Consider the following 20793-nt stretch of genomic DNA (forward strand, 5'->3'; position numbering starts at 1 on the left):
CTATTATAGCGAAACGCCGGGGGCTTTAGAATTCAAAACGGAAAACTGCGGAATCGGGCGTGCAAATCAGGCGGCGACTCCCATCATTTTGCGGAGGCGCTCTATTGCCCTGTTGTGGACGACGCGGATTCCTTCGCGGGTGTATCCGAGCGCGTTGCCAATCGCAGGATAGTTGAGCGGCTCGCCACCGTACAGCCCGTAGGCAAGGGAAATCACCTTCCCCTCGATGCCGCCGAGGGCGCGGATTTTTTTCGTCAGGATTTCGGCGGAAACGGACATCACGGCGCGCTCGTCAACGCTCATCCCGCGGTTGTCCGCAATCGACTCGGAAAGCGCGCGATTGCCGTCAGACGCGGGAGCGTCGAGGGAAACGGACTCGCCGGCAACAGACAGGAGCGCCTCCGCCTTGTCCGCGCGCATCCCGATTTTCTTCGCCGCCCTGCTCACGCACTCATCTCCCTCGGAAGCAGACGCGACGGCGGCCTGCAGTTTCCTCAACTCCTTGTACTTCCCGCTTTTCACGCTGACGGGGCACGTAATCCGCGCCTCAAGCGCAATCTGCTGTGAAATCCGTCTTCCGGCATACGAGATGAACCGATGGCATCCGCTTTTCCTGAACGCGCTGATGTTGAAAGAGAAAAACGACTCGAAAAGCGCCGCGTTGCCCGCCTGAATCAGGTCGGAAAGCTCGGCTGTTCCGCGCGCGTATTTTTTGGCGACGCTGACGACAAAGCGCATGTTCGCGCGGATTATCCTATCGCGGGCACGAACATCTCCGGCGACGGCCTTCTCAAGAAGCTCCTGCTCCTCATCCAAAGACAGCGCATCGAACGAAGACGATGAAATCTTCTCGATGTAAATTGCAAGCGATGATTTTTCATTAGTCATTTTTTCCTCCTCCCGAACGTCAACAAAAGCGAAGTGCGATTGCGCACCATCCAACCTGTTACCTTTATATTATCTGCTTTCCGTGTTGCAACGACTGCAACAAAGCCCGCATTTTTCTTGGACGCATCATTCGAGGCATCGTACAATCGGAAGGAGAGGATTTTTAATGAAAGGCTTGTCAAAAAACGCGAAGACGGCGCTCGCGCTCGCGCTCATGCTTTCCGCGACGGCTCACATCCACGCGGAAAAAGAAAAAATCGTTTTCAGGACGGGGATGACCGCGGGAATGACGGTGGAAACCCCGTACAGAGTAATCGATTCGTTCATGCCGCTGTCGTTTATAGGAAACGGCGGAAAATGCCACGTGACGTCGATAAGGAAGCTCGACGCGCAGGAAATGTGGTGCATGACGCTGACAGTCGAAAGCGCCGAACAGAAAAGCGCGGAGCCGGTCTCGTTCGATTTCTACATAAAACGCGGCTCCACGATTTTCATGAGGCGGCTTCTCATGCCGATGTCGGCGTGCGAGATGCGCGTAACATCTGTCGACTGGAACACCGTCACGTTCGAAATCGAATAGGAATTTCAGGACGCGGATTTTTTCAAGGTGAACGTCTCGCCGTCCGTATCGAATTCGATTTTGCTTGCGGAAAGGATGCCGCCTACAAACGAGCGCAGCATGACGTAGTAAATTTTCTCGTCACCGCCCGCACGCGCCCACGCTTTTTCGTGCGTGTCGCACACTTTCCGCCACGTTATCGCATCGTCGCTTTGCGACTCGATTTTCCGCGTGACCTCGCCGGGAAGGCCGTCGAGGACGATTGAGTCGAATGCGGAAAAAGCCTCGCCGACGGAAGCGATTTCTCCGACCTCAAGGCTTTTCCCCGTATCGAAGCAGAATTTCTCGATTGGATTCATGAATTTCCCGCTCATCTTGAGAAGCTGCGTCACGGCAAAAGCGAACCTCATCTCGGCGGTCTGCGTGTAGAGCGAGAGGAACTGCATCTCCGCGCCCGAATCGACGACGGACGAATACGCACCGTCGGGAATCGCGCCGCAGTTCATGTCGATGAAATCCATAAGCGTCGCGTTGCCGCAATCGACGCCGAAAGACGCGAGCGCGTTCGCGATGCTGTTCAGCAGCTTTATTTTGTCGAAATGGTTCTCGCCGGAGCTTATTCCGATATCATTTTCTTCCATATTGTTTCCCCCTCAGCTACAGTTTTCGGCAAACGGGCAAAAAATTACAGTCTGTAAAGCGCGCCGAAATATCGCTAGAATCGTTTCCGAGCAAAAAGTCCCGCGCGATTTTTGCGGGAAGAGAAAAAACACGCAGGTGGAAAAATGAAAAAATTTCTTGATGAAATCTTGGCTGACAATGAAATCGGAATATGTTCCAGAACGGGCGGCAATCCGGAGATAGTCGATTTGGCGTTCGACTCGCGCAGCGTTTCGGAGGGCACGCTTTTCTTCGCGCTTCCGGGAACGCACACGACGGGAAACGCGTTCGTCAAAAGCGCGCTCGATGCGGGCGCGAAAGCTGTCGTCTACGAAGGAGAGCTTGACGAAAACATCCTCGCGAGGAAGGAAATCGCGTTCGTCAAAGTCGGGAGCGCAAGAAAGGCGATGGCACCGATTTCCGCGTCGTTCTACGGAAACCCGTCGCGGAACATCGCGATAATCGGCGTCACGGGAACGGAGGGAAAATCATCGACCGTGTCGTTCATCTGGCAGCTTCTCAGGCTGTCCGGGCACAAGGCGGGATTCATCTCGACGGTGCAGTACTCGCTCGGCGGGGAGGCGCTCGCAAACCCGAACCACACGACGACGCCGGAAGCGACGATAATTCAGAAGCACCTGCGCGGAATGGTTGACAACGGATGCGAATTCGCGGTTATCGAAACGTCGAGCCACGGGCTTTCGCCAAAACTCAACAGGACGGGAAACATCGATTTCGACTGCGGCGTTTTCATGAACGTGACGCTCGAGCATCTCGAATTCCACGGAACGTTCGAGCAGTACCGCGACGACAAGGCGAACCTTTTCAGGAAACTCGACGCATCGAACCACGACAAGACGATTCTCGGAAAAAAAGTTTCCGTGCCGTCGTTCGGAATCGTGAACATGGAGGACCCGAGCGCGACGTATTTCATAAAGGCGACGAAAAAGCCCGTCCTCGGGTTCACGACGGAGGGAAAGGCGGGAAAATCGGCGGCAGAAGGAACGGAGGCAAGCCCTCTTCCGCCCGTTCCCGCCGACATTCCGTTCCTTCTCGCGCGGAACATCGCGGCGGCACGGTTCGGGCTTGCGTTCGACATGATTGAACCGCACGCGATAGACTCGGCCGCGCGCCCGCTTCCGCCAAAAGTCATCCGCGTAAAGGCTCCGCTTCCGGGCGCGTTCAACACGTACAACATCATGGCGGCAATGCTCGCCGTCTCTCGTCTCACGGGAACACCGCTCGAGGAAATCGCTCCGCTCGCGCAGAATCTCGTCCCGGTAAAAGGAAGGATGACCGTAATCGACAAGGGGCAGCCGTTCGAGCTTATCGTCGACTACGCGCACACGCCGTCGAGCTTCGAGACGATTTTCCCGCCGGTGAGGAGAAGATGCGCGGGAAAGATGATTTGCGTATTCGGCTCGGGCGGAGAGCGCGACACGGAAAAACGCCCGCTTCAGGGACGCGTCGCCGCGAAATTCTGCGACACCGTGATTCTTGCAGACGAGGACCCGCGCGGGGAGGATTCCGTCGCGCTTCTTGAGGACATCGCGGCAGGTTCCCGCGACGAAGGAAAACAGGACGGGAAAGACCTTTTCATCATCCCCGACAGGCCGTCCGCAATCAGAAAGGCGTTCTCGCTTGCGAAAAACGACGACATCGTTCTCCTTCTCGGAAAGGCGCATGAAAATTCGATAATCTACAAGGACCGCACGATGCCATACGACGAAATCGGCGAGGCGGAAAAAGCGCTCGCGGAAATCGGTTTTTGCGGAAAATAGAAAATCGCGCTGTCAATACGGAGGCAAAAATGACAAAAACGGAAATCTACAATTCCGACTACACGGCTCTCAACCATTCATACATCCAAATCTACGATATGTACACGAAACTACTCGAGGCGGATGACAAGGACGAGGAAGTGATGAACGTCCTGGCGGGAATTCTCGTGGTCCTCAATCCCACGCTCGACAAAATAAAGTCCGAGATGACCGTGGCGACACGATTCGTCGACGGAAGCGGAAGCAGCGGAAAACCTGCGGCCGCGGAAACCGTCAAGAAAGAAGTCACCGAAAACGGAGGCGTGATATTCCACCCGAATTTTAATTAGGCTGGCGCTCGCATTGTTTTACGCGCGTTTATCGTTGCGGGTGGGAGCGAGCGCACGCAGCTCACGCGAAGCGTGAGTGCGCCTTGGTGGGGGGCACGGGCAGTTGTTCTGATTGCGCGCGTTTGGTGGGAGAGAGCGTACGCGGGGGCGCGCGTTTATCGCTACGGGTGGGAGCGAGCGCACGCAGCTCACGCGAAGCGTGAGTGCGCCTTGGTGGATATACGGGCGGTTGTTCTGGCTGCGCGCGTTTGGCTGGAGCGGGTGCACGCGGCTTCCGCTATGCGGGGAGTACGCCTTGGCGGGGGCACGGGCGTTTGTTCTGATTGCGCGCGTTTGGCGGAGGTGGTGTAGAATCGGGGAATGGGAAACGTTTTTCTTCATGCGGATATCGACGCGTTTTTTGCGTCGGTGGAACAGCTGGACAATCCGGAGCTGAGAGGGAGGCCGGTCATTATCGGCAGGAACGACAAACGGTCGGTCGTCTCGACGGCTTCGTATGAGGCGCGGAAATTCGGGGTGCATTCGGCGATGCCTGTCGTCACGGCAAAAAAACTGTGCCCCGACGGGATTTTCCTTCCGGTACGGATGGCGCGGTACGAGGAAAAATCGCGCGAGGTGATGGCGCTCTTCGGGAACTACTCCCCGGACGTGCAGCAGCTTTCGATTGACGAGGCGTTCATCGATTTGACGGGAACGGAGCGGCTGTTCGGGAAACCGGAGGCGACCGCGAAACGGCTCAAGGCGGAAATACTCGAAAAAACGGGGCTGACCGTCTCGGTGGGGCTTGCCTCGACAAAATACGTCGCGAAAATCGCATCGGGTCTTTCAAAACCGGACGGATTTTTCTGCGTTCCCGACGGAAAGGAAGAGGAATTCATGCTCTCGCTTCCGCTTGAGAAAGTCTGGGGAATAGGCGAGAAAACGCGCGAGAAGCTCCTTTCGCGGTATCTCCGCACGGTACAATCAATCCACGACCTTCCGCTTAAGACATTGCAGTCGATTCTCGGGGAATCTTCCGGAACGTTCGTCTACAACGCGGTGCGCGGGCGCGAATACGAGCAGTTCAACCGCAAGACAAAATCGCGCTCAATCGGCTCCGAGACGACTTTTGAGTACGACCTCACGAGCATTCCGGAAATCGAGCGGGAAATTCGGGCACTCTGCCGGACGGTGATGCTGCGAGCGCGGGAGGAGAACCTTCTGAGCAACACGGTCTGCGTCAAAATTCGCTTCGGCGATTTTTCGACGATAACGGCGCGCGAGACTTTTTCGAGCGAAATCGCGTCGATTCAGGATTTGTCGGAAAAATCAACCGCGCTTTTCAGGTCGAAATTCCACGCGCGAAAGGGAATCCGCCTTCTCGGAGTCTCGCTTCAGAACGCATACGACGAGTCGAAGCGCGACATCTCCCTCTTCGACACGGAACAGTCATTCGCGGAAAGCAAAATCGAAAAGGCGATCGCCGCGCTTGAGAAGAAATTCCCCAACGCGAGACTCGGAACTGCCGGCGATATGTTCCCCACGAATTAGCAAAACTGCAATTCCCTTGAGAAAATCTTAATCGGAACGATATAATCAGACATGCCTTGAACACAGTTCCGGGAAACCGGCAAGCGTGTCCTGCAGGCAAAACCATTTCAGGAGGATTTTCATGAAAAGTCTCAAAAAAATTTTTGCGGGAATGTTCGTCGCGGCGGCGGCATTCGGATTCTTCGGATGTTCGGACGAGCCGGAAGAGGATGAAAGCCTCGTCGTTTCGATTACGGGAAACCAGAATATCGTAACGATTGCTGCTCCCGATGAATATGATGGAAAAGACGTAAAAATCGTCTATACAATTGATGGTACAGAACCAAGCGTAAGGCTGAACAGCTCAAAAACGGATGTTGACGTAACCGGCACTGTATATTCCGATCCTTTTGAAATCACAGAAAATACGACAATAAAGGCTCGTGGATATTACTTTGATTCTGCCGCAAAGACGTTTTATCAGGGACCTGTCGCAACGTCTGCAGTGGCTTATACGGAAAATTCGTCATCAAATACTGATACGGCAGCTTCCGCCACCCCCCCGACGTCCGCAGTCACGTTCAAAATGGCTTCGACTGGGAATTCAAACACCGTAAAATACTTCGACACGGCGAATTCGGCGGTTTTCAAATACGGCGAAAAGAACGCGTACTACCAGATTCAGTTCTCATGGAAGGGAACGAGCAAAGGCAACTGGTATCTTTACATGCGCGAAGTCGGCGGCGGCGTCATAGCGAACGGAAGCAACAAATTCATCGCGAAGGGAACGTACACCGGAAGCGCGTTCGACAAAAACAGCGCCACGGAAATCCAGACGGGCGACTCGCACAAACTCACGCTGATAAATGAAGGCGGCACTACTGAGACCGAAATCGTAATCGCCGAAGACAAATCATTCAGCCTGAAAGTCGGCGGCGTCGAATCCGCTGCGATTTCCTCAACAGGAGCATTCGTCGGCGACGCGAAATAGCCGCTCGATTTTCCCCCACGCGGGTTATTCACGTTTCGGAACGAGCGGATGCGGAACGATGTTCCGCCCTTGCGGGGTTGTTCGGCGTAGACGGAAGTTTTTCTGTTTCTGCCGCCCGTTTTCCGTCACGCGGGTTGCTCGCTTTTCGGAACGGGCGGATGCGGAACGATGTTCCGCCCTTGCGGGGTTGTTCGGCGAGGACGGAAGTTTTTCTGTTTCTGCCGCCCGTTTTCCATCACGCGGGTTATTCACGTTTCGGAACGGGCGGATGCGGAACGATGTTCCGCCCTTGCGGAGGGATGATTCGGACAGCGCAAAAAAATCCCGCCTGAAGGATTGGCTTCGGGCGGGATTTTTTTTGCTCAGATTGTTTCGTCTTCGGGCGGGGACGGAGGATTTTCCTCGGCGGGGGAATCGCTTTCGGGAGGAATGGGTTCCGCGAAGTTTTTCTCCACGTCAACCGCTTCTTTTTCTTTTTCCTTCTCGCCTTTCTTTCCGAGATATGTCGCGATGACGCCGAAAATCACTCCGGCGATGAACGAGCAGATTATCGTCAGAAAAACCGGGATTTGCGGCGTCTTGTAGAAAATCAGGTTTATCGAGCAGCGGAATTCGTCGCCCATGTTGAAACCGCAGATTATTCCCACGACAGCGACAAGAACGAGCGTTCCTATCAGTTTTGTTGGCATTTTTTCCTCCTTTTTTGTTTCGCGATTTTCCGCCATCCTAGGCGGCTATTCCACAAGCTCGCCCTTGAACGTGTTCCCGTTGAGCGATGTCAGGCGCACGTTCACGAATGAGCCGATTTTCGACGGGTCGCACTTGAACGCGACGCGCTCATCACGCGTCGTCTTTCCGAGAATTTCCTCGGGATTGTCGCGGCTCTGCTTGTCGGCAAGAACTTTCACCGTCTCGCCGACGTGCTTTCCCATCTCCTTCTGCGTCACGGAAAGCTGGAAATCGATTATCCGCTGGAGGCGCTTTTTCTTCACGTCCATCGGAACCTGGTTCGCCATGCTCGCCGCGGGCGTTCCTTCGCGGGGATTGAAATAATACATGAACGACGACTCGAACTGGACTTTCTCCATCAAATCGAGCAGCTCGTCGACGTCCTCGTCCGTCTCGCCGGGAAATCCGACCATAACGTCCGTCGTCATCGAGCTTTCCGGAATTTTCGCGCGGATTCGTTCGACAAGGGAAAGGTAATCGGCTTTCGTGTAGTGCCTGTTCATCGATTTGAGGATTCTGTCGCTTCCGTGCTGAACGGCAAGATGGATGTGCTTGCAGAGAACGTCGTTCTTCGCGATTACGTCGATGAGGTCGTCGCTCAAATCCTTCGGGTGGCTCGAATCGAAGCGCACCCAGCCGATTGTCGAATCGGTTTTCTTTATGTGGTCGGCGATTATCTGCATCAGCTCGGGGAAATCGACGATTTTTCCGCTTTCGTCATCCTTCGACATTTTTCCGTGGTACGAATTCACGTTCTGCCCGAGGAGCATTATCTCGCATACGCCGCGCTTCTTGAGCTCGTCAAGCTCCGAAAGAATTTCGTCGACGGGACGGGAAACCTCGCGGCCGCGCAGATACGGAACGATACAGTACGTGCAGAAATTGTTGCAGCCCTGCATAATCGGCACGAACGTCGAGAACGCGTTCTCCTCCGCAGAAATCGGGCTGAACGTGTATACGGGATCTTCCGTGACGATTCCGTCCTTTCCAACTTTCCGTTCCTGATGCTTGAAGCCGAGCGCGCTTTCAACATCGTCGATTACGTCGTCCATGTGCTCCTTCGCGGTCGTTCCGATGAGGAAATCGACGACGGGATAATCGCGCTTGAGGGATTTCATCAGCCGCTCCGCCATGCAGCCCATGACGGCGACTTTTATCGGCTTGGCGCCGTCCTTCACGTATTCGGCGGCGACTTCCATCGAACGGTATTTTGCGTCCGGCTTTCTTTCGCGCACCGCCTTCAATCCCGTGTACCAGCCGAGCCTGCCGAAAATCCTGTTCTCCGCAGTCGCGCGCACCGAGCATGTGTTTATGAGGATAAAATCCGCCGTGTCGGGATTTTCCGCGCGCTTCCATCCCCTCGCCAAAAATTTCTGTTCCGCGGCGGCGCTTTCCGCAATGTTCATCTGACACCCGTACGTCTCAAAAAAATACGTCACTGTTTTCTCCATAAAAAAAGATGGTGCTGCGAAACGTATGCCCGATGACCGGTTTCTCATTTCAGCATACATTGCGCAGCATCTCAAAAAATAAAATCGAAAGATACATGCGATGCCCGCAAAAATCGCTCCGCGCTTCAGGCTATTCGCCCGCAAAAATGCGGCGGACGGCATCCTTGAATGAATTTCCCCTGTCGAATTCGTTCCTGAACATCCCGAACGATGTCGCGCCCGGCGAGAACACGATGATTCCACGCTCCGTTCCGCAAGCGGCGTTTCCGGCAATATCGCTTTTGAGCGCGGAAAGAAGCGCGTCGAGCGACGGATACACCCCGCGGACGGCAATTTTTTCCGCGGAAAGAAGCGGAAGCAGCTTGTCGGTCGCGCTTCCCTCAAGAAGGTAGATTGATTCCGGACGAACAGCCGAAGGGGAAGACAGCGCGAGCGGAATCGGCGAAAGGTCGAGCCCTTTGTCCGTCCCGCCCGCGATGAGGATGACGGGCGCGTCGAAACTTTGGCTTGCCGCCGCAGTCGCCTCGGGGACGGTCGCAGCGGAATCGTTGTAGAACCGGAACGAACGGCCGTTCGCCTTGTATTCGTGGAAGAATTCAAGACGGTGCTCGATTCCGTTCCACTTTCCGATTATCTCGGCAATTTTCTTCGCCTCAACGCCCATAAGGCGGAGGACGAGCGCCGCATTCAGGCAGTTCGTGCGGATGTGCTTTCCGGGGACGACCAAATCGCGGAGGATTGTCTCCTCGGTTCCGCCAATCCGGCATTTTCCGCGTCCGTTCTTGTCAAGCCAAACGCCGTCCACATTTTTCGGAAGCGCCTTCCTCGAATAGCGGAGGACGCGGGCTTTCGTCTCGCGCGCGAATATGTTCCCCCAGTTTTCTATCAAAGTCCCGCCGTCGGCTGCCGCATCGTCGTCAAAATCGAAAATCGCGAAATCTTTTTTCGTCTGCTCGGCGTAAATCAGCTTTTTGTCGGCGACGTACGCAATCATCGAATGGTAGAAATTCTGGTGATCGGGAACGATTTTCGTGATGACGGAAATTTTCGGGCGCAGAAGCTTCCGTCCGCGCAAATCGGCGAGCTGCCACGAAGAAAGCTCGAGAACGACGGGCGTTTTCTCGCTCGTCTTGTCGATGAACGAAAGCGGGCTGACGGTGATGTTCCCGCCGAGGAACGCGTCGAATCCGGCTTCCCTCAGACCGTAGTGGATTGCGCTGACGGTGGACGATTTTCCCTTCGAGCCGGTGACGGCGATTATCGGCGCCTTCGAAAAATGCAGGAAAAGGGAAATGTCCGTCTCGATTGCCTTCGCGGCGGCGAGGAATTTGTTTCCGTCGTATTTCACGCCTGGATTTTTGATGACGCAGTCGGCGTTCTCGAAATCCTCGATGGAGTGCCCGCCAAGATGGTAGACGAGGCGCGATTTGTCGAGCGAGGAATCCGCCGCAATCGAATCGATTGTGGGCTTGAGCTCCTCCTCCGTTTTCATGTCAGTCGCGATGACGTTAGCGCCGTTCTTCAGGAGGAACCGCACGGACGCCTCTCCTCCGCCGTTCAGCCCCAGCCCCATAACGACGACCGTTTTTCCCTTGATGTCCTCAATGCTGCCGAACGCGCATCCCTCGGGATAGATGTGCGCAACAGGAATGACCTGCACCGAATCCGCCATAATTCCTCCATCGCGGAACGACAGCGCAACGGAAAAAAGCGCCGGTTCCAACCCCGTCATAAAACGTGTTAGGAAAACTCAGTTTCCGAACACGTTACCGTAAAATGCGATGTTCAAAAACGTGCTATTTGCGCGCTTTTGAACTCATCGACCTGGCTATTATAGCAAATTCAGGGCGATTGCAAACCTGCGCGGGCGACGGGATTTTTTGCGCGTAAAATATGGTACACTCGGACGATGAATTATCCTGTTGAAATACAAAACCTGCCGATTACTCCGTTTCTGGACGGAATATGCGCATCCCTCCTGAAATCGAAAAACAGGGCGATTGTCCTTTCCGCGGAAACGGCGGCCGGAAAATCGACGGCTCTTCCCGTCGCGCTTCTTTCGCATATAAAAGGAAAAATCCTGATGCTTGAACCGAGAAGGCTCGCGGCGGTGGCAATCGCGTCGCGCGTCGCGGAAATTCTCGGCGAGGATGTCGGGCAAACCGCCGGATATACGCTTCACCTCGAATCGAAGAAATCAAAAGCGACACGGCTTGAGGTCGTGACAGAGGCGATTCTGACACGGCGGCTTCAGGCTGACCCGCTCCTTGAAGGAATCAGCGCAATCGTAATAGACGAATTCCACGAACGTTCCGTTCACGCCGACCTCGCGCTCGCGTTCCTCAAGGAGACGATGGAAATCCGCAACGACCTTTTCCTTGTGGTGATGAGCGCCACGATGAACTGCCGCTCGGTAGCCGACTATCTGGGCGCGGATATCGTGGAGATTCCGGGAAGGCGTTTTCCCGTCGACATCGAATACACGACGGAAAGCGTCGAGCAGTGCGTGTCGAGAATCGCGAATTCTGACGACCATTCGTTAGTTTATCCACAATTTGACCACAAAAATGTGGATAAACTGTGGATAACTCCCAAAAATAGCGTGAATTCTGTGGAAAAAAGCGGAAAAAACGCTAGATATGATACTATACTGGTGTTTCTTCCCGGAATCGGCGAAATCACGCGCGCAAAGCGGGACCTTGAAGAAAAAATCGGAAACGGCGCGGAAATCATGATTCTCCATTCGTCGGTTCCCCTTTCCGAGCAGAAGAAAATCCTCTCGCCCGTTCCGGCAGATTCCCCGCGAAGGATAATCCTTTCATCGGCAATCGCGGAGACGTCGCTCACCGTGCCCGGCGTGACAACGGTCGTCGATTCAGGAATGTGCAGGACGAGCCGGTTCGACGTCGCGCTCGGAATGACGAGGCTCGTGACGGAACGCGAAAGCATGTTCAGCGCGGAGCAGCGTTCGGGCCGCGCGGGAAGAACGATGCCGGGAAAAGCGTACCGGCTTTGGAGCGCAAGCGACGCGCGCACCGAATCGGCACAACCTGAAATTCTCCGGACGGACCTTTCGCAGCTTGTCCTCGAATGCGCGAAATGGGGAACGACGGACATCGGAAAACTCGATTGGCTCACCCCGCCGCCTGAAAGCGCCTGGAACGCGGCTGCCTCCCTCCTCGAAAAGCTCGGCTGCATCGAAAACGGAAAAATCACGCAGAAAGGCGAGGCTGTCCTCTCGCTCGGCATTTCCCCGCGGCTCGGCTCGATTGCGCTGTGCGGCGAAGGCGCCCTCAAAACGGTTCTCGCCTGCTCGGAATTCGCCGGCGCGGGCGCGGAAAAGCAGCTGGCGTTCCTGGACGATATACGGCGGCGGATTGCGCGGTGCGGTTTCCACGCATTGAAAAACGTGCGCGTTCCAGTCCTCGAAGGGTTCCCGGACAGGCTCTCTCGCAGAATCGAAAGCGGCGCGGACTCGACGACGTACCAGTTCCCGTCGGGAAGAAAGGCGGAGCTGAAAACGACGAACGGCCCGGAGTGGATTGTAGCGACGGACGTGGATGCGGGAACGTCGACGGGGCGGATTCGCGCGTGCGAGGAAATCGACGGAAAAGACGCGCTCGAATGGATTTCCGCGCGCATGGAACGCGATGTCGTCGTGGATTTTGCGGACGACGGCAAATTCAGGATGCAGAAGCGCGAGATTTCGCATTACGGGGAAATCATCATCAAGGAGCGGAAAATTCCGGCGACGGCGGACGATTTCGCGGCTGCCGTCTGCACGACTGTCGAGAAAAAAGGATTCGGCTGGCTTCCGTCCGACGAAAAGACGGATGATTTTCTTCTCCGCGCGGAATTCGTGGCGATTGAGGACGGAAATTCAGTCCTGTCGGAAAAAATCGAAAACCTCGCCCGGGATTCCGCCGAATGGCTGCGTCCGTTCATCACGGGAACGAGCATCGACGGCCGGATGGTGCTCGACGCGCTCAAATACCATCTCGACGGAAGCGCAATCGACCGCGATGCCCCGCGCGAGATAAAACTTCCGAACGGTCGCACGCGGAAAATCTCGTACGAGCGATTCACGGAAAAAGACGGACGCAAAAAAATCCGCCCCGTCCTCGAAATCGTAATCCAGCAGATTTTCGGGTGCTTCGAGACGCCGCGCGTGCACGGCGTTCCGGTTCTGCTCCGGCTTCTTTCTCCGGCGCGGCGCCCGCTTCAGATAACAGACGATTTGGGCGGGTTTTGGAACGGCGCATGGCTCGACATCTGCAAGGAAATGCGCGGGCGGTACCCGAAGCACAATTGGGATTACCGGGTCGCTGGCGGAGAATAGGCCTCCTATTCGAGAATCGTAATCTCGACGCGGCGGTTCTGTGCTTTTCCTTCGGCTGTCGCGTTCGAGGCAACGGGTTTAGCCCCGCCCCAGCCGCGGCAGATGAAGCTGTCCGCGCTCACGCCACGCCTCGAAAGCTCCCGCGCGACGATTTTCGCCCGTTCCTCGGAAAGCTCCTGCTCGCCGGATTCGTCGCCGACGCGTGCCGTGTGCCCTTCGACGAGGAATTTCCCGCCGGGAACGAGGGAAAGGACGGAGGCGATTTCGTCGAGGCGGGATTTTTCCGAATCGACAAGCTCGCTCGAATCGGGCTTGAACTGCAAATTCCTGATGCTGAGCCTGATTCCGGCGGACGTCTTTTCGACAACCATATTGTTCTTGAGGTTCTTTCCGTCGGAATCCGATTGCGCGATTTTTGCGGCGACATCTGATTTCCCGCGCATTTTTCCGGTATCCTCGCCCACGGATTCGAGCGGCTCGTAGACGTCATCGTCGCCGACTTTCTTCGGCATCTCCGACTTCTCACGCTCCGCCCGTGCTATTTCATCGGCGCGAGATTTCTCAATCTGCTCGAGCGCTTCAAGGTTCTTCCTGATTTTCTCGTCGGCGCGCTCCTGCCCGGACTTCTCGCTGTCCACGGGCGCTATCGTCCCGATTGCGATTTCCGGATTCCCGTTTGTGGCGGGCGGCTTCCCGTCAAGGGAAAGGTCATCTGCAAAAATGTCGGAGATAGTCGCAATCTCGCCGAGCGCGGGGAGGATTTTTCCTTTGTCCACGGCAGGCGGAAATTCGATGAAGAGGTTTATTTTTCCCTTGAAATTCACCTGCCTGCCGTCGGAATACGCGAACGTCTCGTCAACGTCGTCAATAACGAGAATCGGCGAGCCGTTCGATTTCAGCACGAGAATCTCCGCGCTGTGCCCGCCGCCCGCCTTCACAAGCTCATCGTCCCCGTTCCTGTCGCGCCAGTTCATCCCGTAATTCGTCTGCCACACTGCTTTTATGCGGTACACGTCCTGCCCGCGATAATTCTCCTCGCCGGAAAAACGGTACACGACGTCGATTTTCAGCCTGGTGAATTTCCCCTTGTTGAGCGGATCGACGGCGCGCTCCGCCTGGCTCCGCCATGACTCGCCGGGAAGGACGGGCTTTTCGGGAAACGACGGGAAGCTCCGGAAGCTCGGGTACCCGTTGTCGACGCGCATCTCCATCTTTCCGTCCGCGGAAATCGAGAACACAGAAGGAATCGCGTCGTAAATTCCCGCAAACGCGCTCTGCATGTCACGCAGCGTTTTTTCGACGACGTAGAAATTCCCGTCGTAAACGCCGCCTTCCGTCGGATTTATGAACGAGCGCACCTCACGGCTTGTCAGGCCGACGTACCGTCCGTTCTCGTACCTGCGCAAATTCGTCCGCTCGACAAGCGAATAGCTTTTTGAACCAGAATACGAAAGAACGACCTGCGGAAAAGCGAATGCCGGCACCAGAACCAAAATCAAAAAAGAAAAAAAAATTCTCATGCTTAGATTATCGGAAGGAATCGCAATCAAGAGTTTATCTAGTATTATGTATACTTGTTTTGATAAAAAACAGCGGATTTTGCTCTATCTTTTTCCGTCCATTTGTGTATAGAATCGACTCATGAAATCACAACTCACAACTCTCTGCTATATCGAGAAAGACGGATGCTATCTTATGCTGCACCGGACGACGAAAAAGAACGACATCAACCACGACAAATGGATAGGAGTCGGCGGACATTTTGAAAAAGGCGAAAGCCCGGAGGATTGCCTCAGGCGCGAGGTGATGGAGGAAACGGGGCTTACGCTCGGCTCGTTCAGATTCCGCGGAATCGTCACGTTTGTGTCCGACGACGACCCCGCGGAATACATGTGCCTCTACACGGCAGAAAATGTTTCGGGTGAAACAATCGACTGCGACGAGGGAACGCTGGAATGGGTTCCGCTTGAGAAAATAGACACGCTCGAACTATGGGAAGGAGACAGGGTTTTCCTACGCCTTCTCCGTGAAAACGAGCCGTTCTTCTCGCTGAAGCTTGTCTACAAAAACGGAACCCTCGTTGAGAAAGTCCTCAACGGCTCACGCCTTTGAAAGCTCCTTCTCGAATTTTCTGTTCTCAGGTTCCTTGGCGGCACGATAGAAAACCGCGACATTTCCAATTGTCCTGACGTGCGTGGAGTTGGTGTACTGCTCGATAAGCTTGTCCAGCTCGCGTTTCAGGTCGGTTGCGTTCTCTCCTTCCGCCATATTCCTGACGATGTTGTAGCGCACTTTGACAAGCTCATGCTCGTCAAGAAGCCTGCTAATCTGCGCTGCCTGCTCCTCGTTGAAACGCTCTTTTCCAATCTGCGCGAGCGGATTGAGCGGCTGCGCATGACGTTCGAGGATTTTTCTCTGTTTGCTAGTTAATTCAATCATGCGGTAATTCTATCTTTTGTAAAAACAAAAGGCAATTGAAAAATTTCCCCTCCCCTTTTTGACCGAATTGCCGAAAACTGTTTCACAAGAAACATTCTTGACGATTTTGAACAACTGCATGTTTCCCGTGAAACGCCATTTCATACCGCCGGTACCGTTTCACGGGAAACACAAAAAAAACAGGGTTGCACATGAAAATGTTCCACGTGCAACCCCGCGTTTGCTCAGAAGCTGGTCAGAGGAAAATCACTCTTTATCCTCGGCATCGTCCTTCGATATTTTGTCGAACCCGACGACAAAATCCGGTTCCGTGATGTTTATAACCTTTATTCCGGAAGCAGACCTGCCTTGGAGCGGAATCGAATCGGCTTTTACCCGTATCGATTTTCCGAGACTCGTTATGCAGACGATTTCATCATCCGGGGAAACTGCCATCGCACCGATAATTTCGCCCTTGCATCCAGTATCCCCGAAAATCCTCTGACCACCGGTTCCGCGGTTGTGCGAATTGAAGTCGGAGAATTCGACGCGCTTTCCGACGCCGCGCTCGGTGACGACAAGCGCATTGGTCGCATCCTCGACGCGGATAGCTGCTGCAAGCTCGTCGCCGTCAGACAGCCGAATGCCGGTCACGCCCGTGCTCGAACGTCCCATAGGACGCACCGTTGTCTCCGGAACAAGCAGCGCCTGCCCTTTCCGCGTAATCAGCATCAGGTCGCTCGAACCGTCCGTGAGTATTGCGGAAACGAGCTTGTCGCCTTCGTTCAGATTGATTGCGATGACACCGCGCGTTTTCGCGTTGGCGAACTCCGTCGTCTTGCATTTTTTCACGATTCCGTTCTGCGTCGCCATAAAAATGTACTGGCTATCTGTATAGTCACTCATTACGACAATCGCGGTTATTTCCTCGTTCGCGTTCACCTGAAGAATCGATTTTATGTTCGTTCCACGTGAAGCACGGCTCATTTCAGGAATCTCATGCACGCGAATCCAATAAGCACGGCCTTCGCTGGTAATGAACGTTATGTACGAATGCGTCGTCGCGACAAAAATCTGCGTGACGTAATCGTCCTCGACAAGGTTCATCGAGCCGTTGCCCTTCCCGCCTCTAGCTTGTGATTTGTATAGTGTAAGCGGGAGCCGCTTTATGTAGCCGAATTTCGAAATCGTGACGACGACATCTTCCTTTCGAATCATGTCCTCGGCGTTTATCTCCTCCGCCTCCTGCGCGACAATCTGCGTGCGGCGGTCATCTCCGTATTTCTCGGCAAGCTCGTTCGTCTCCGTCTTCACAAGCGCGAAAATCTTCTCCTCGTGGGCAAGCAAATCGCGGTAATAGGCGATGAGCGTCTTGATTTCCGCCATCTCCTTGCGAAGCTCCTCAATCTGAAGGTTCGTAAGACGCGCGAGGCGCATCTCGACAATCGCCGTCGACTGGATGTCGTCGAAGCCGAACCTGTTTTCGAGCGCCGCCTTCGCATCCTGAACGTCGCGGCTCGCGCGGATTATCTTGATAACCTCGTCGATCGCGTCGACGGCGATGATGAGCGCCTCAAGGATATGCTCGCGGGCAAGCGCCTTGTTCAGCTCGAATTTCGTTCTGCGCGTGATGACATCGACGCGGTGGTTCACGAAATACTCGATAAGCTGCTTGAGGTTCAGGACCTGCGGCTTGAGCGACTGCCCGTTCCCGCCGCCCGCATCCGGCACGAGCGCGAGATTTATGACGCTGAAATTCGTCTGGAGCTCGGTCTTCGCGAAAAGCTGGTTCAGGACGATTTTCGCTATTGCGCCGCGCTTGAGCTCGACGACAAGGCGGAGACCCGTTCTGTCGGAAGTCTCGTCGTTCGCGCTCGAAATGCCGTCAATCGTCTTGTCGCGCGCGAATTCCTTTATCTTCTTGATGATGTTCGTCGTATTGACGCCGTAGGGAACCTCGGTGAAGACAATCGACTCGCGCCCCGTCCGGCTCGTCTCGATGTCGAATTTCGAGCGGATGACGATTTTTCCGCGTCCCGTCCGGTACGCCTTGCGGAACCCTTCCCGCCCGTAGATGACGCCGCCCGTCGGGAAATCCGGTCCCTTGATGTGCGACATAAGCTCGTCTATGGAGATGTCGCGGTTGTCGACATACGCGCTTATCGCCGAAGCAACCTCGCGGAGGTTGTGGCTCGGCATGTTCGTCGCCATTCCGACCGCGATTCCCGTCGCGCCGTTGCACAAAAGGTACGGGAACTGCGCAGGAAGGACGGTCGGCTCCTTCGTCGACTGGTCGAAGTTGTCGATGAGGTCGACGGTCTCCTTGTCGATGTCCTTCACCATCTCCTCGGCGATTTTCGCCATCTTCGCCTCGGTGTAGCGGTACGCCGCCGCGGGGAATCCGCCGATTGTTCCGAAGTTTCCTTTCGGGGTGACGGTCGTGTACCGCTGAGAGAAATCCTGCCCGAGACGGACGAGCGCGTCGTAAACGGAAGCGTCGCCGTGCGGATGGTAATGACCGAGCACCTCGCCGACAATCTGCGCGCATTTACGCGTAGGCCCGCCGCTCACGAGGTTGAGCTTGTCCATCGCGTAAAGAATTCTGCGGTGGACAGGCTTAAGCCCGTCGCGAACGTCCGGAAGCGCGCGCTGGATGATGACCGACATCGAATAATCGATATAAGCCTGGCGCACCTCGTCCTGAATCGGGATGTTTATAATTGTTCCGCCTTCCGGCGTAGTTGTTTCGTCCATGTGTTAATTCCTTTCTCAAAATGAAAAACCGGAACGGCGCCCCGCAAGAATACAGACGCGCCGCCAGAAAAAAACGATGCTGAAAACCCCGCTAGAAATCGAGGTTCGCAAGATGCGCGTTCTCGTCGATGAACCGGCGCCTCGGCTCGACTTCCTCGCCCATGCAGACGGAGAAAATCGCGTCAGCCGCCTCCGCGTCGGGAACGGAAACCTTCTTCATCCGGCGCTTCGACGGGTCCATCGTCGTCTCCCAAAGCTCGTCGCCGTCCATCTCACCGAGACCTTTGAAGCGCTGAATCGTGACGTTCTTCCCGGTGCCGATTTTTGCGATTTCGGCGTTCTTCTCCTCGTCCGTGTAGACGTACGACACCTTCTTTCCGACCTTGATTCCGTAGAGAGGAGGCATCGCAAGGTAGACATACCCGCGCTCGATAAGCTCCGGCATATAGCGGTAGAAGAACGTGAGGAGGAGCGTGCGGATGTGCGAACCGTCGACATCGGCATCCGCCATGATGATTATCTTGTGGTAGCGGAGCTTCTCAATGTTGAAGTCCTCCCCGAATCCGGCTCCGAGCGACGCGATTACCGGCTGGAGCTTGTCGTTGCTGACGACCTTGTCCGGCGTGACCTTCTCGACGTTGAGCATCTTTCCCCAAAGCGAAAGAATCGCCTGCGTCTTGGGGTCGCGCCCCTTGACGCACGAGCCGCCCGCCGAATCTCCCTCGACGAGGAAGACCTCGCACAGCTCGGGGTCCTTGAGAGAGCAGTCGGAGAGCTTGTCCGGAAGCGCGAACGAATCCGTAATCGTCTTCCTGCGGGAATTCTCCTTCGCCTTCCTCGCGGCGATGCGCGCGGCGGCCTCGTTGACAGCCTTCTCGAGAATCTTCTCAAGAATCGGGGGATTCATCTCGAAGAAAATCGTCAGCTTCTCCTGCACGAGGGCGTTCACAATCGAGCGGACCTCCGTGTTGCCGAGCTTCTCCTTCGTCTGCCCCTCGAATTCAGGCTCGGGGACTTTCATAGAAAGGACGGCGACGATTCCCGAACGAACGTCGTCTCCGGTGAGGCGCTCGTCCTTGTCGAGCTTCTTCCTGAGCTTCTCGTTCGAGTCGAGCGCCTTGTTCAGGACGAACGTGAGCGCGTTCTTGAAACCGTCAAGGTGCGTTCCGCCGTCGCGCGTGTTTATGTCGTTGACGTAGGAATTGATGTTCTCCGAGTAGCCCGAGTTGTACTGGAACGAAAGCTCCGTAACGACGTTGTCCTTCTCGCCCGTGATGTAAATCGGCTCCTCGGGATAGTAGAATTTGCTGCTGATTCCGGCGTTTATCTCCTTGACGTACTGGCTGATTCCGCCGTCGAACTGGAGAACCTCCTCCTTCGGCGTCTCAAGCCGCTCGTCCCGGAACGTAATCTTTATCCCGTTGTTGAGGAACGCAAGCTCCTTGAGCCTCTTCTTGAGGACATCGTAATCGTAGACCGTCGTCTCGGTGAAGATGGTCGGGTCGGCCTTCCAGCGGATTGTCGTTCCGTGCCTGTCCGTGTCCCCGATTTTCGCGACCGGCGCTTCTGGAACGCCAATCCGGTACTTCTGGAAATAGACGTGCCCGTCGCGGCAAACCGTCGCCTCCAGCCACGTGGAAAGCGCGTTGACGCACGACACGCCGACGCCGTGGAGTCCGCCCGACACCTTGTAGGAGCCCTTGTCGAACTTTCCGCCGGCATGGAGGCGCGTGAGGACAAGCTCGAGAGCGGAAACCTTCTCCGTGTGGTGCATGTCCACGGGAATTCCGCGCCCGTCGTCCTCAACGCGGACGATATCGTCGCGCTCGAGTGCGACGACGATATTCTTGCAGAACCCTGCCATCGCCTCGTCGATACAGTTGTCCACAGTCTCGTAAACGAGATGGTGGAGACCACGCGGTCCCGTCGAACCTATGTACATTCCTGGACGCTTGCGGACCGGCTCAAGCCCTTTCAAAACCTGGATGTTGTCCGCAGAATATGTTGATTCCATAAAAAATTCCTTCGATGTGTTTATTACGATTCTCTCGTGAAATGATAAGTGAACGCGGTCGATTATACTTGTATTTTTTTTAAAAGGGAACAAGTCGCACGCATTGTTTTACGAGCGTTTTTCATTGCTGAGTGGAGCGTGCGAGCGCACAACATCGGGGATGTTGTGCCCCTCACGGGTGAAGATTTGCGCGCATTGTTTTACGAGCGTTTTTCATTGCTGAATGGAGCGTGCGAGGGCACAACATCGGGGATGTTGTGCCCTCACTGGTGAAGATTGGCGCGCATTGTTTTACGAGCGTTTTTCATTGCTGAGCGGAGCGGGCGAGCGTACGACATCGGGGATGTTGTGCCCCCACGGGTGAAGATTGG

General features: G+C 55.2%; 16 protein-coding genes. 7 read left to right on the plus strand and 9 right to left on the minus strand.

The window, feature by feature from the left end; genetic code table 11:
• Window positions 1-66 precede the first annotated feature (66 nt).
• The gene (locus tag TRESADRAFT_RS02195; protein WP_002702416.1) at window positions 67-888 is read right to left on the minus strand and encodes a sigma-70 family RNA polymerase sigma factor; all 822 of its coding nucleotides are present in this window, start codon (window positions 886-888) and stop codon (window positions 67-69) included.
• 166 nt (window positions 889-1054) lie between these two features.
• Here TRESADRAFT_RS02195 and TRESADRAFT_RS02200 point away from each other — a divergent pair, with 166 nt between their 5' ends.
• The gene (locus TRESADRAFT_RS02200; RefSeq protein ID WP_002702418.1) at window positions 1055-1468 is read left to right on the plus strand and encodes a hypothetical protein; all 414 of its coding nucleotides are present in this window, start codon (window positions 1055-1057) and stop codon (window positions 1466-1468) included.
• Window positions 1469-1473: 5 nt separating this feature from the next.
• Here the strand turns inward: TRESADRAFT_RS02200 and TRESADRAFT_RS02205 are convergent, their stop codons facing one another.
• Window positions 1474-2088 (minus strand): hypothetical protein, encoded by a 615-nt coding sequence (locus tag TRESADRAFT_RS02205; protein ID WP_002702420.1) that lies wholly within the window; start codon window positions 2086-2088, stop codon window positions 1474-1476.
• A 144-nt stretch (window positions 2089-2232) separates the two neighbouring features.
• Between TRESADRAFT_RS02205 and TRESADRAFT_RS02210 the strand changes: the two genes are divergently transcribed.
• From TRESADRAFT_RS02210 to TRESADRAFT_RS02225, 4 genes are all read left to right on the plus strand, one after another.
• Window positions 2233-3888: a Mur ligase family protein gene (locus tag TRESADRAFT_RS02210; protein WP_002702422.1), complete on the plus strand. Its 1656-nt coding sequence runs from the start codon at window positions 2233-2235 to the stop codon at window positions 3886-3888.
• A 29-nt stretch (window positions 3889-3917) separates the two neighbouring features.
• On the plus strand, window positions 3918-4217 hold the full coding sequence (locus tag TRESADRAFT_RS02215) for a hypothetical protein (protein ID WP_002702424.1): 300 nt from the start codon (window positions 3918-3920) through the stop codon (window positions 4215-4217).
• 360 nt (window positions 4218-4577) lie between these two features.
• Window positions 4578-5747, plus strand: coding sequence for a DNA polymerase IV (gene dinB / locus TRESADRAFT_RS02220; protein WP_002702426.1), 1170 nt, complete (start codon window positions 4578-4580; stop codon window positions 5745-5747).
• A 121-nt stretch (window positions 5748-5868) separates the two neighbouring features.
• Window positions 5869-6717, plus strand: coding sequence for an FN3 associated domain-containing protein (locus TRESADRAFT_RS02225; protein WP_002702429.1), 849 nt, complete (start codon window positions 5869-5871; stop codon window positions 6715-6717).
• 362 nt (window positions 6718-7079) lie between these two features.
• Here TRESADRAFT_RS02225 and TRESADRAFT_RS02230 read toward each other — a convergent pair whose 3' ends face one another.
• The 3 genes from TRESADRAFT_RS02230 to murD form a co-directional block, all read right to left on the minus strand.
• Window positions 7080-7406, minus strand: a complete 327-nt coding sequence (locus TRESADRAFT_RS02230) for a DUF1049 domain-containing protein (RefSeq protein WP_002702432.1) — start codon at window positions 7404-7406, stop codon at window positions 7080-7082.
• A gap of 45 nt (window positions 7407-7451) precedes the next feature.
• Window positions 7452-8885 carry a tRNA (N6-isopentenyl adenosine(37)-C2)-methylthiotransferase MiaB gene (miaB, locus tag TRESADRAFT_RS02235; protein ID WP_040842154.1) on the minus strand — a complete coding sequence of 478 codons (1434 nt, stop codon included), beginning with the start codon at window positions 8883-8885 and terminating at the stop codon, window positions 7452-7454.
• Window positions 8886-9027: 142 nt separating this feature from the next.
• Window positions 9028-10569 carry a UDP-N-acetylmuramoyl-L-alanine--D-glutamate ligase gene (murD, locus tag TRESADRAFT_RS02240; protein ID WP_002702436.1) on the minus strand — a complete coding sequence of 514 codons (1542 nt, stop codon included), beginning with the start codon at window positions 10567-10569 and terminating at the stop codon, window positions 9028-9030.
• 237 nt (window positions 10570-10806) lie between these two features.
• Between murD and TRESADRAFT_RS02245 the strand changes: the two genes are divergently transcribed.
• Window positions 10807-13236 (plus strand): ATP-dependent RNA helicase, encoded by a 2430-nt coding sequence (locus tag TRESADRAFT_RS02245; RefSeq protein WP_002702438.1) that lies wholly within the window; start codon window positions 10807-10809, stop codon window positions 13234-13236.
• Between the two features lie 5 nt (window positions 13237-13241).
• Here TRESADRAFT_RS02245 and TRESADRAFT_RS14845 read toward each other — a convergent pair whose 3' ends face one another.
• Complete coding sequence (locus tag TRESADRAFT_RS14845; RefSeq protein ID WP_002702439.1) at window positions 13242-14756, minus strand: OmpA family protein; 1515 nt, start codon at window positions 14754-14756, stop codon at window positions 13242-13244.
• Between the two features lie 121 nt (window positions 14757-14877).
• Here TRESADRAFT_RS14845 and TRESADRAFT_RS02255 point away from each other — a divergent pair, with 121 nt between their 5' ends.
• A complete protein-coding gene (locus TRESADRAFT_RS02255; protein WP_002702441.1) occupies window positions 14878-15348 on the plus strand; it encodes an NUDIX hydrolase in 471 nt (156 codons plus the stop codon).
• Here TRESADRAFT_RS02255 and TRESADRAFT_RS02260 read toward each other — a convergent pair.
• From TRESADRAFT_RS02260 to gyrB, 3 genes are all read right to left on the minus strand, one after another.
• The gene (locus tag TRESADRAFT_RS02260; RefSeq protein ID WP_002702443.1) at window positions 15337-15675 is read right to left on the minus strand and encodes a YhbY family RNA-binding protein; all 339 of its coding nucleotides are present in this window, start codon (window positions 15673-15675) and stop codon (window positions 15337-15339) included. The genes TRESADRAFT_RS02255 and TRESADRAFT_RS02260 overlap by 12 nt on opposite strands.
• Before the next feature lie 246 nt (window positions 15676-15921).
• Window positions 15922-18408: a DNA topoisomerase (ATP-hydrolyzing) subunit A gene (gyrA, locus tag TRESADRAFT_RS02265; protein WP_002702445.1), complete on the minus strand. Its 2487-nt coding sequence runs from the start codon at window positions 18406-18408 to the stop codon at window positions 15922-15924.
• Between the two features lie 91 nt (window positions 18409-18499).
• The gene (gene gyrB, locus TRESADRAFT_RS02270; RefSeq protein ID WP_002702447.1) at window positions 18500-20422 is read right to left on the minus strand and encodes a DNA topoisomerase (ATP-hydrolyzing) subunit B; all 1923 of its coding nucleotides are present in this window, start codon (window positions 20420-20422) and stop codon (window positions 18500-18502) included.
• Window positions 20423-20793: the final 371 nt, after the last annotated feature.

This window comes from Treponema saccharophilum DSM 2985, assembly GCF_000255555.1.
Taxonomy (GTDB): Bacteria; Spirochaetota; Spirochaetia; order Treponematales; family Treponemataceae; genus Treponema_D; species Treponema_D saccharophilum.

Coding starts and splice junctions, on each gene's coding strand:
- gyrA (WP_002702445.1), bottom strand. CDS start 18,408: ATGGACGAAACAACTACGCCGGAAGGCGGAACAATTATAAACATCCCG.
- TRESADRAFT_RS02205 (WP_002702420.1), bottom strand. CDS start 2,088: ATGGAAGAAAATGATATCGGAATAAGCTCCGGCGAGAACCATTTCGAC.
- TRESADRAFT_RS02195 (WP_002702416.1), bottom strand. CDS start 888: ATGACTAATGAAAAATCATCGCTTGCAATTTACATCGAGAAGATTTCA.
- TRESADRAFT_RS02245 (WP_002702438.1), top strand. CDS start 10,807: ATGAATTATCCTGTTGAAATACAAAACCTGCCGATTACTCCGTTTCTG.
- TRESADRAFT_RS02260 (WP_002702443.1), bottom strand. CDS start 15,675: ATGATTGAATTAACTAGCAAACAGAGAAAAATCCTCGAACGTCATGCG.
- TRESADRAFT_RS02215 (WP_002702424.1), top strand. CDS start 3,918: ATGACAAAAACGGAAATCTACAATTCCGACTACACGGCTCTCAACCAT.
- gyrB (WP_002702447.1), bottom strand. CDS start 20,422: ATGGAATCAACATATTCTGCGGACAACATCCAGGTTTTGAAAGGGCTT.
- TRESADRAFT_RS02225 (WP_002702429.1), top strand. CDS start 5,869: ATGAAAAGTCTCAAAAAAATTTTTGCGGGAATGTTCGTCGCGGCGGCG.
- TRESADRAFT_RS02200 (WP_002702418.1), top strand. CDS start 1,055: ATGAAAGGCTTGTCAAAAAACGCGAAGACGGCGCTCGCGCTCGCGCTC.
- TRESADRAFT_RS02230 (WP_002702432.1), bottom strand. CDS start 7,406: ATGCCAACAAAACTGATAGGAACGCTCGTTCTTGTCGCTGTCGTGGGA.
- murD (WP_002702436.1), bottom strand. CDS start 10,569: ATGGCGGATTCGGTGCAGGTCATTCCTGTTGCGCACATCTATCCCGAG.
- dinB (WP_002702426.1), top strand. CDS start 4,578: ATGGGAAACGTTTTTCTTCATGCGGATATCGACGCGTTTTTTGCGTCG.
- TRESADRAFT_RS14845 (WP_002702439.1), bottom strand. CDS start 14,756: ATGAGAATTTTTTTTTCTTTTTTGATTTTGGTTCTGGTGCCGGCATTC.
- TRESADRAFT_RS02210 (WP_002702422.1), top strand. CDS start 2,233: ATGAAAAAATTTCTTGATGAAATCTTGGCTGACAATGAAATCGGAATA.
- TRESADRAFT_RS02255 (WP_002702441.1), top strand. CDS start 14,878: ATGAAATCACAACTCACAACTCTCTGCTATATCGAGAAAGACGGATGC.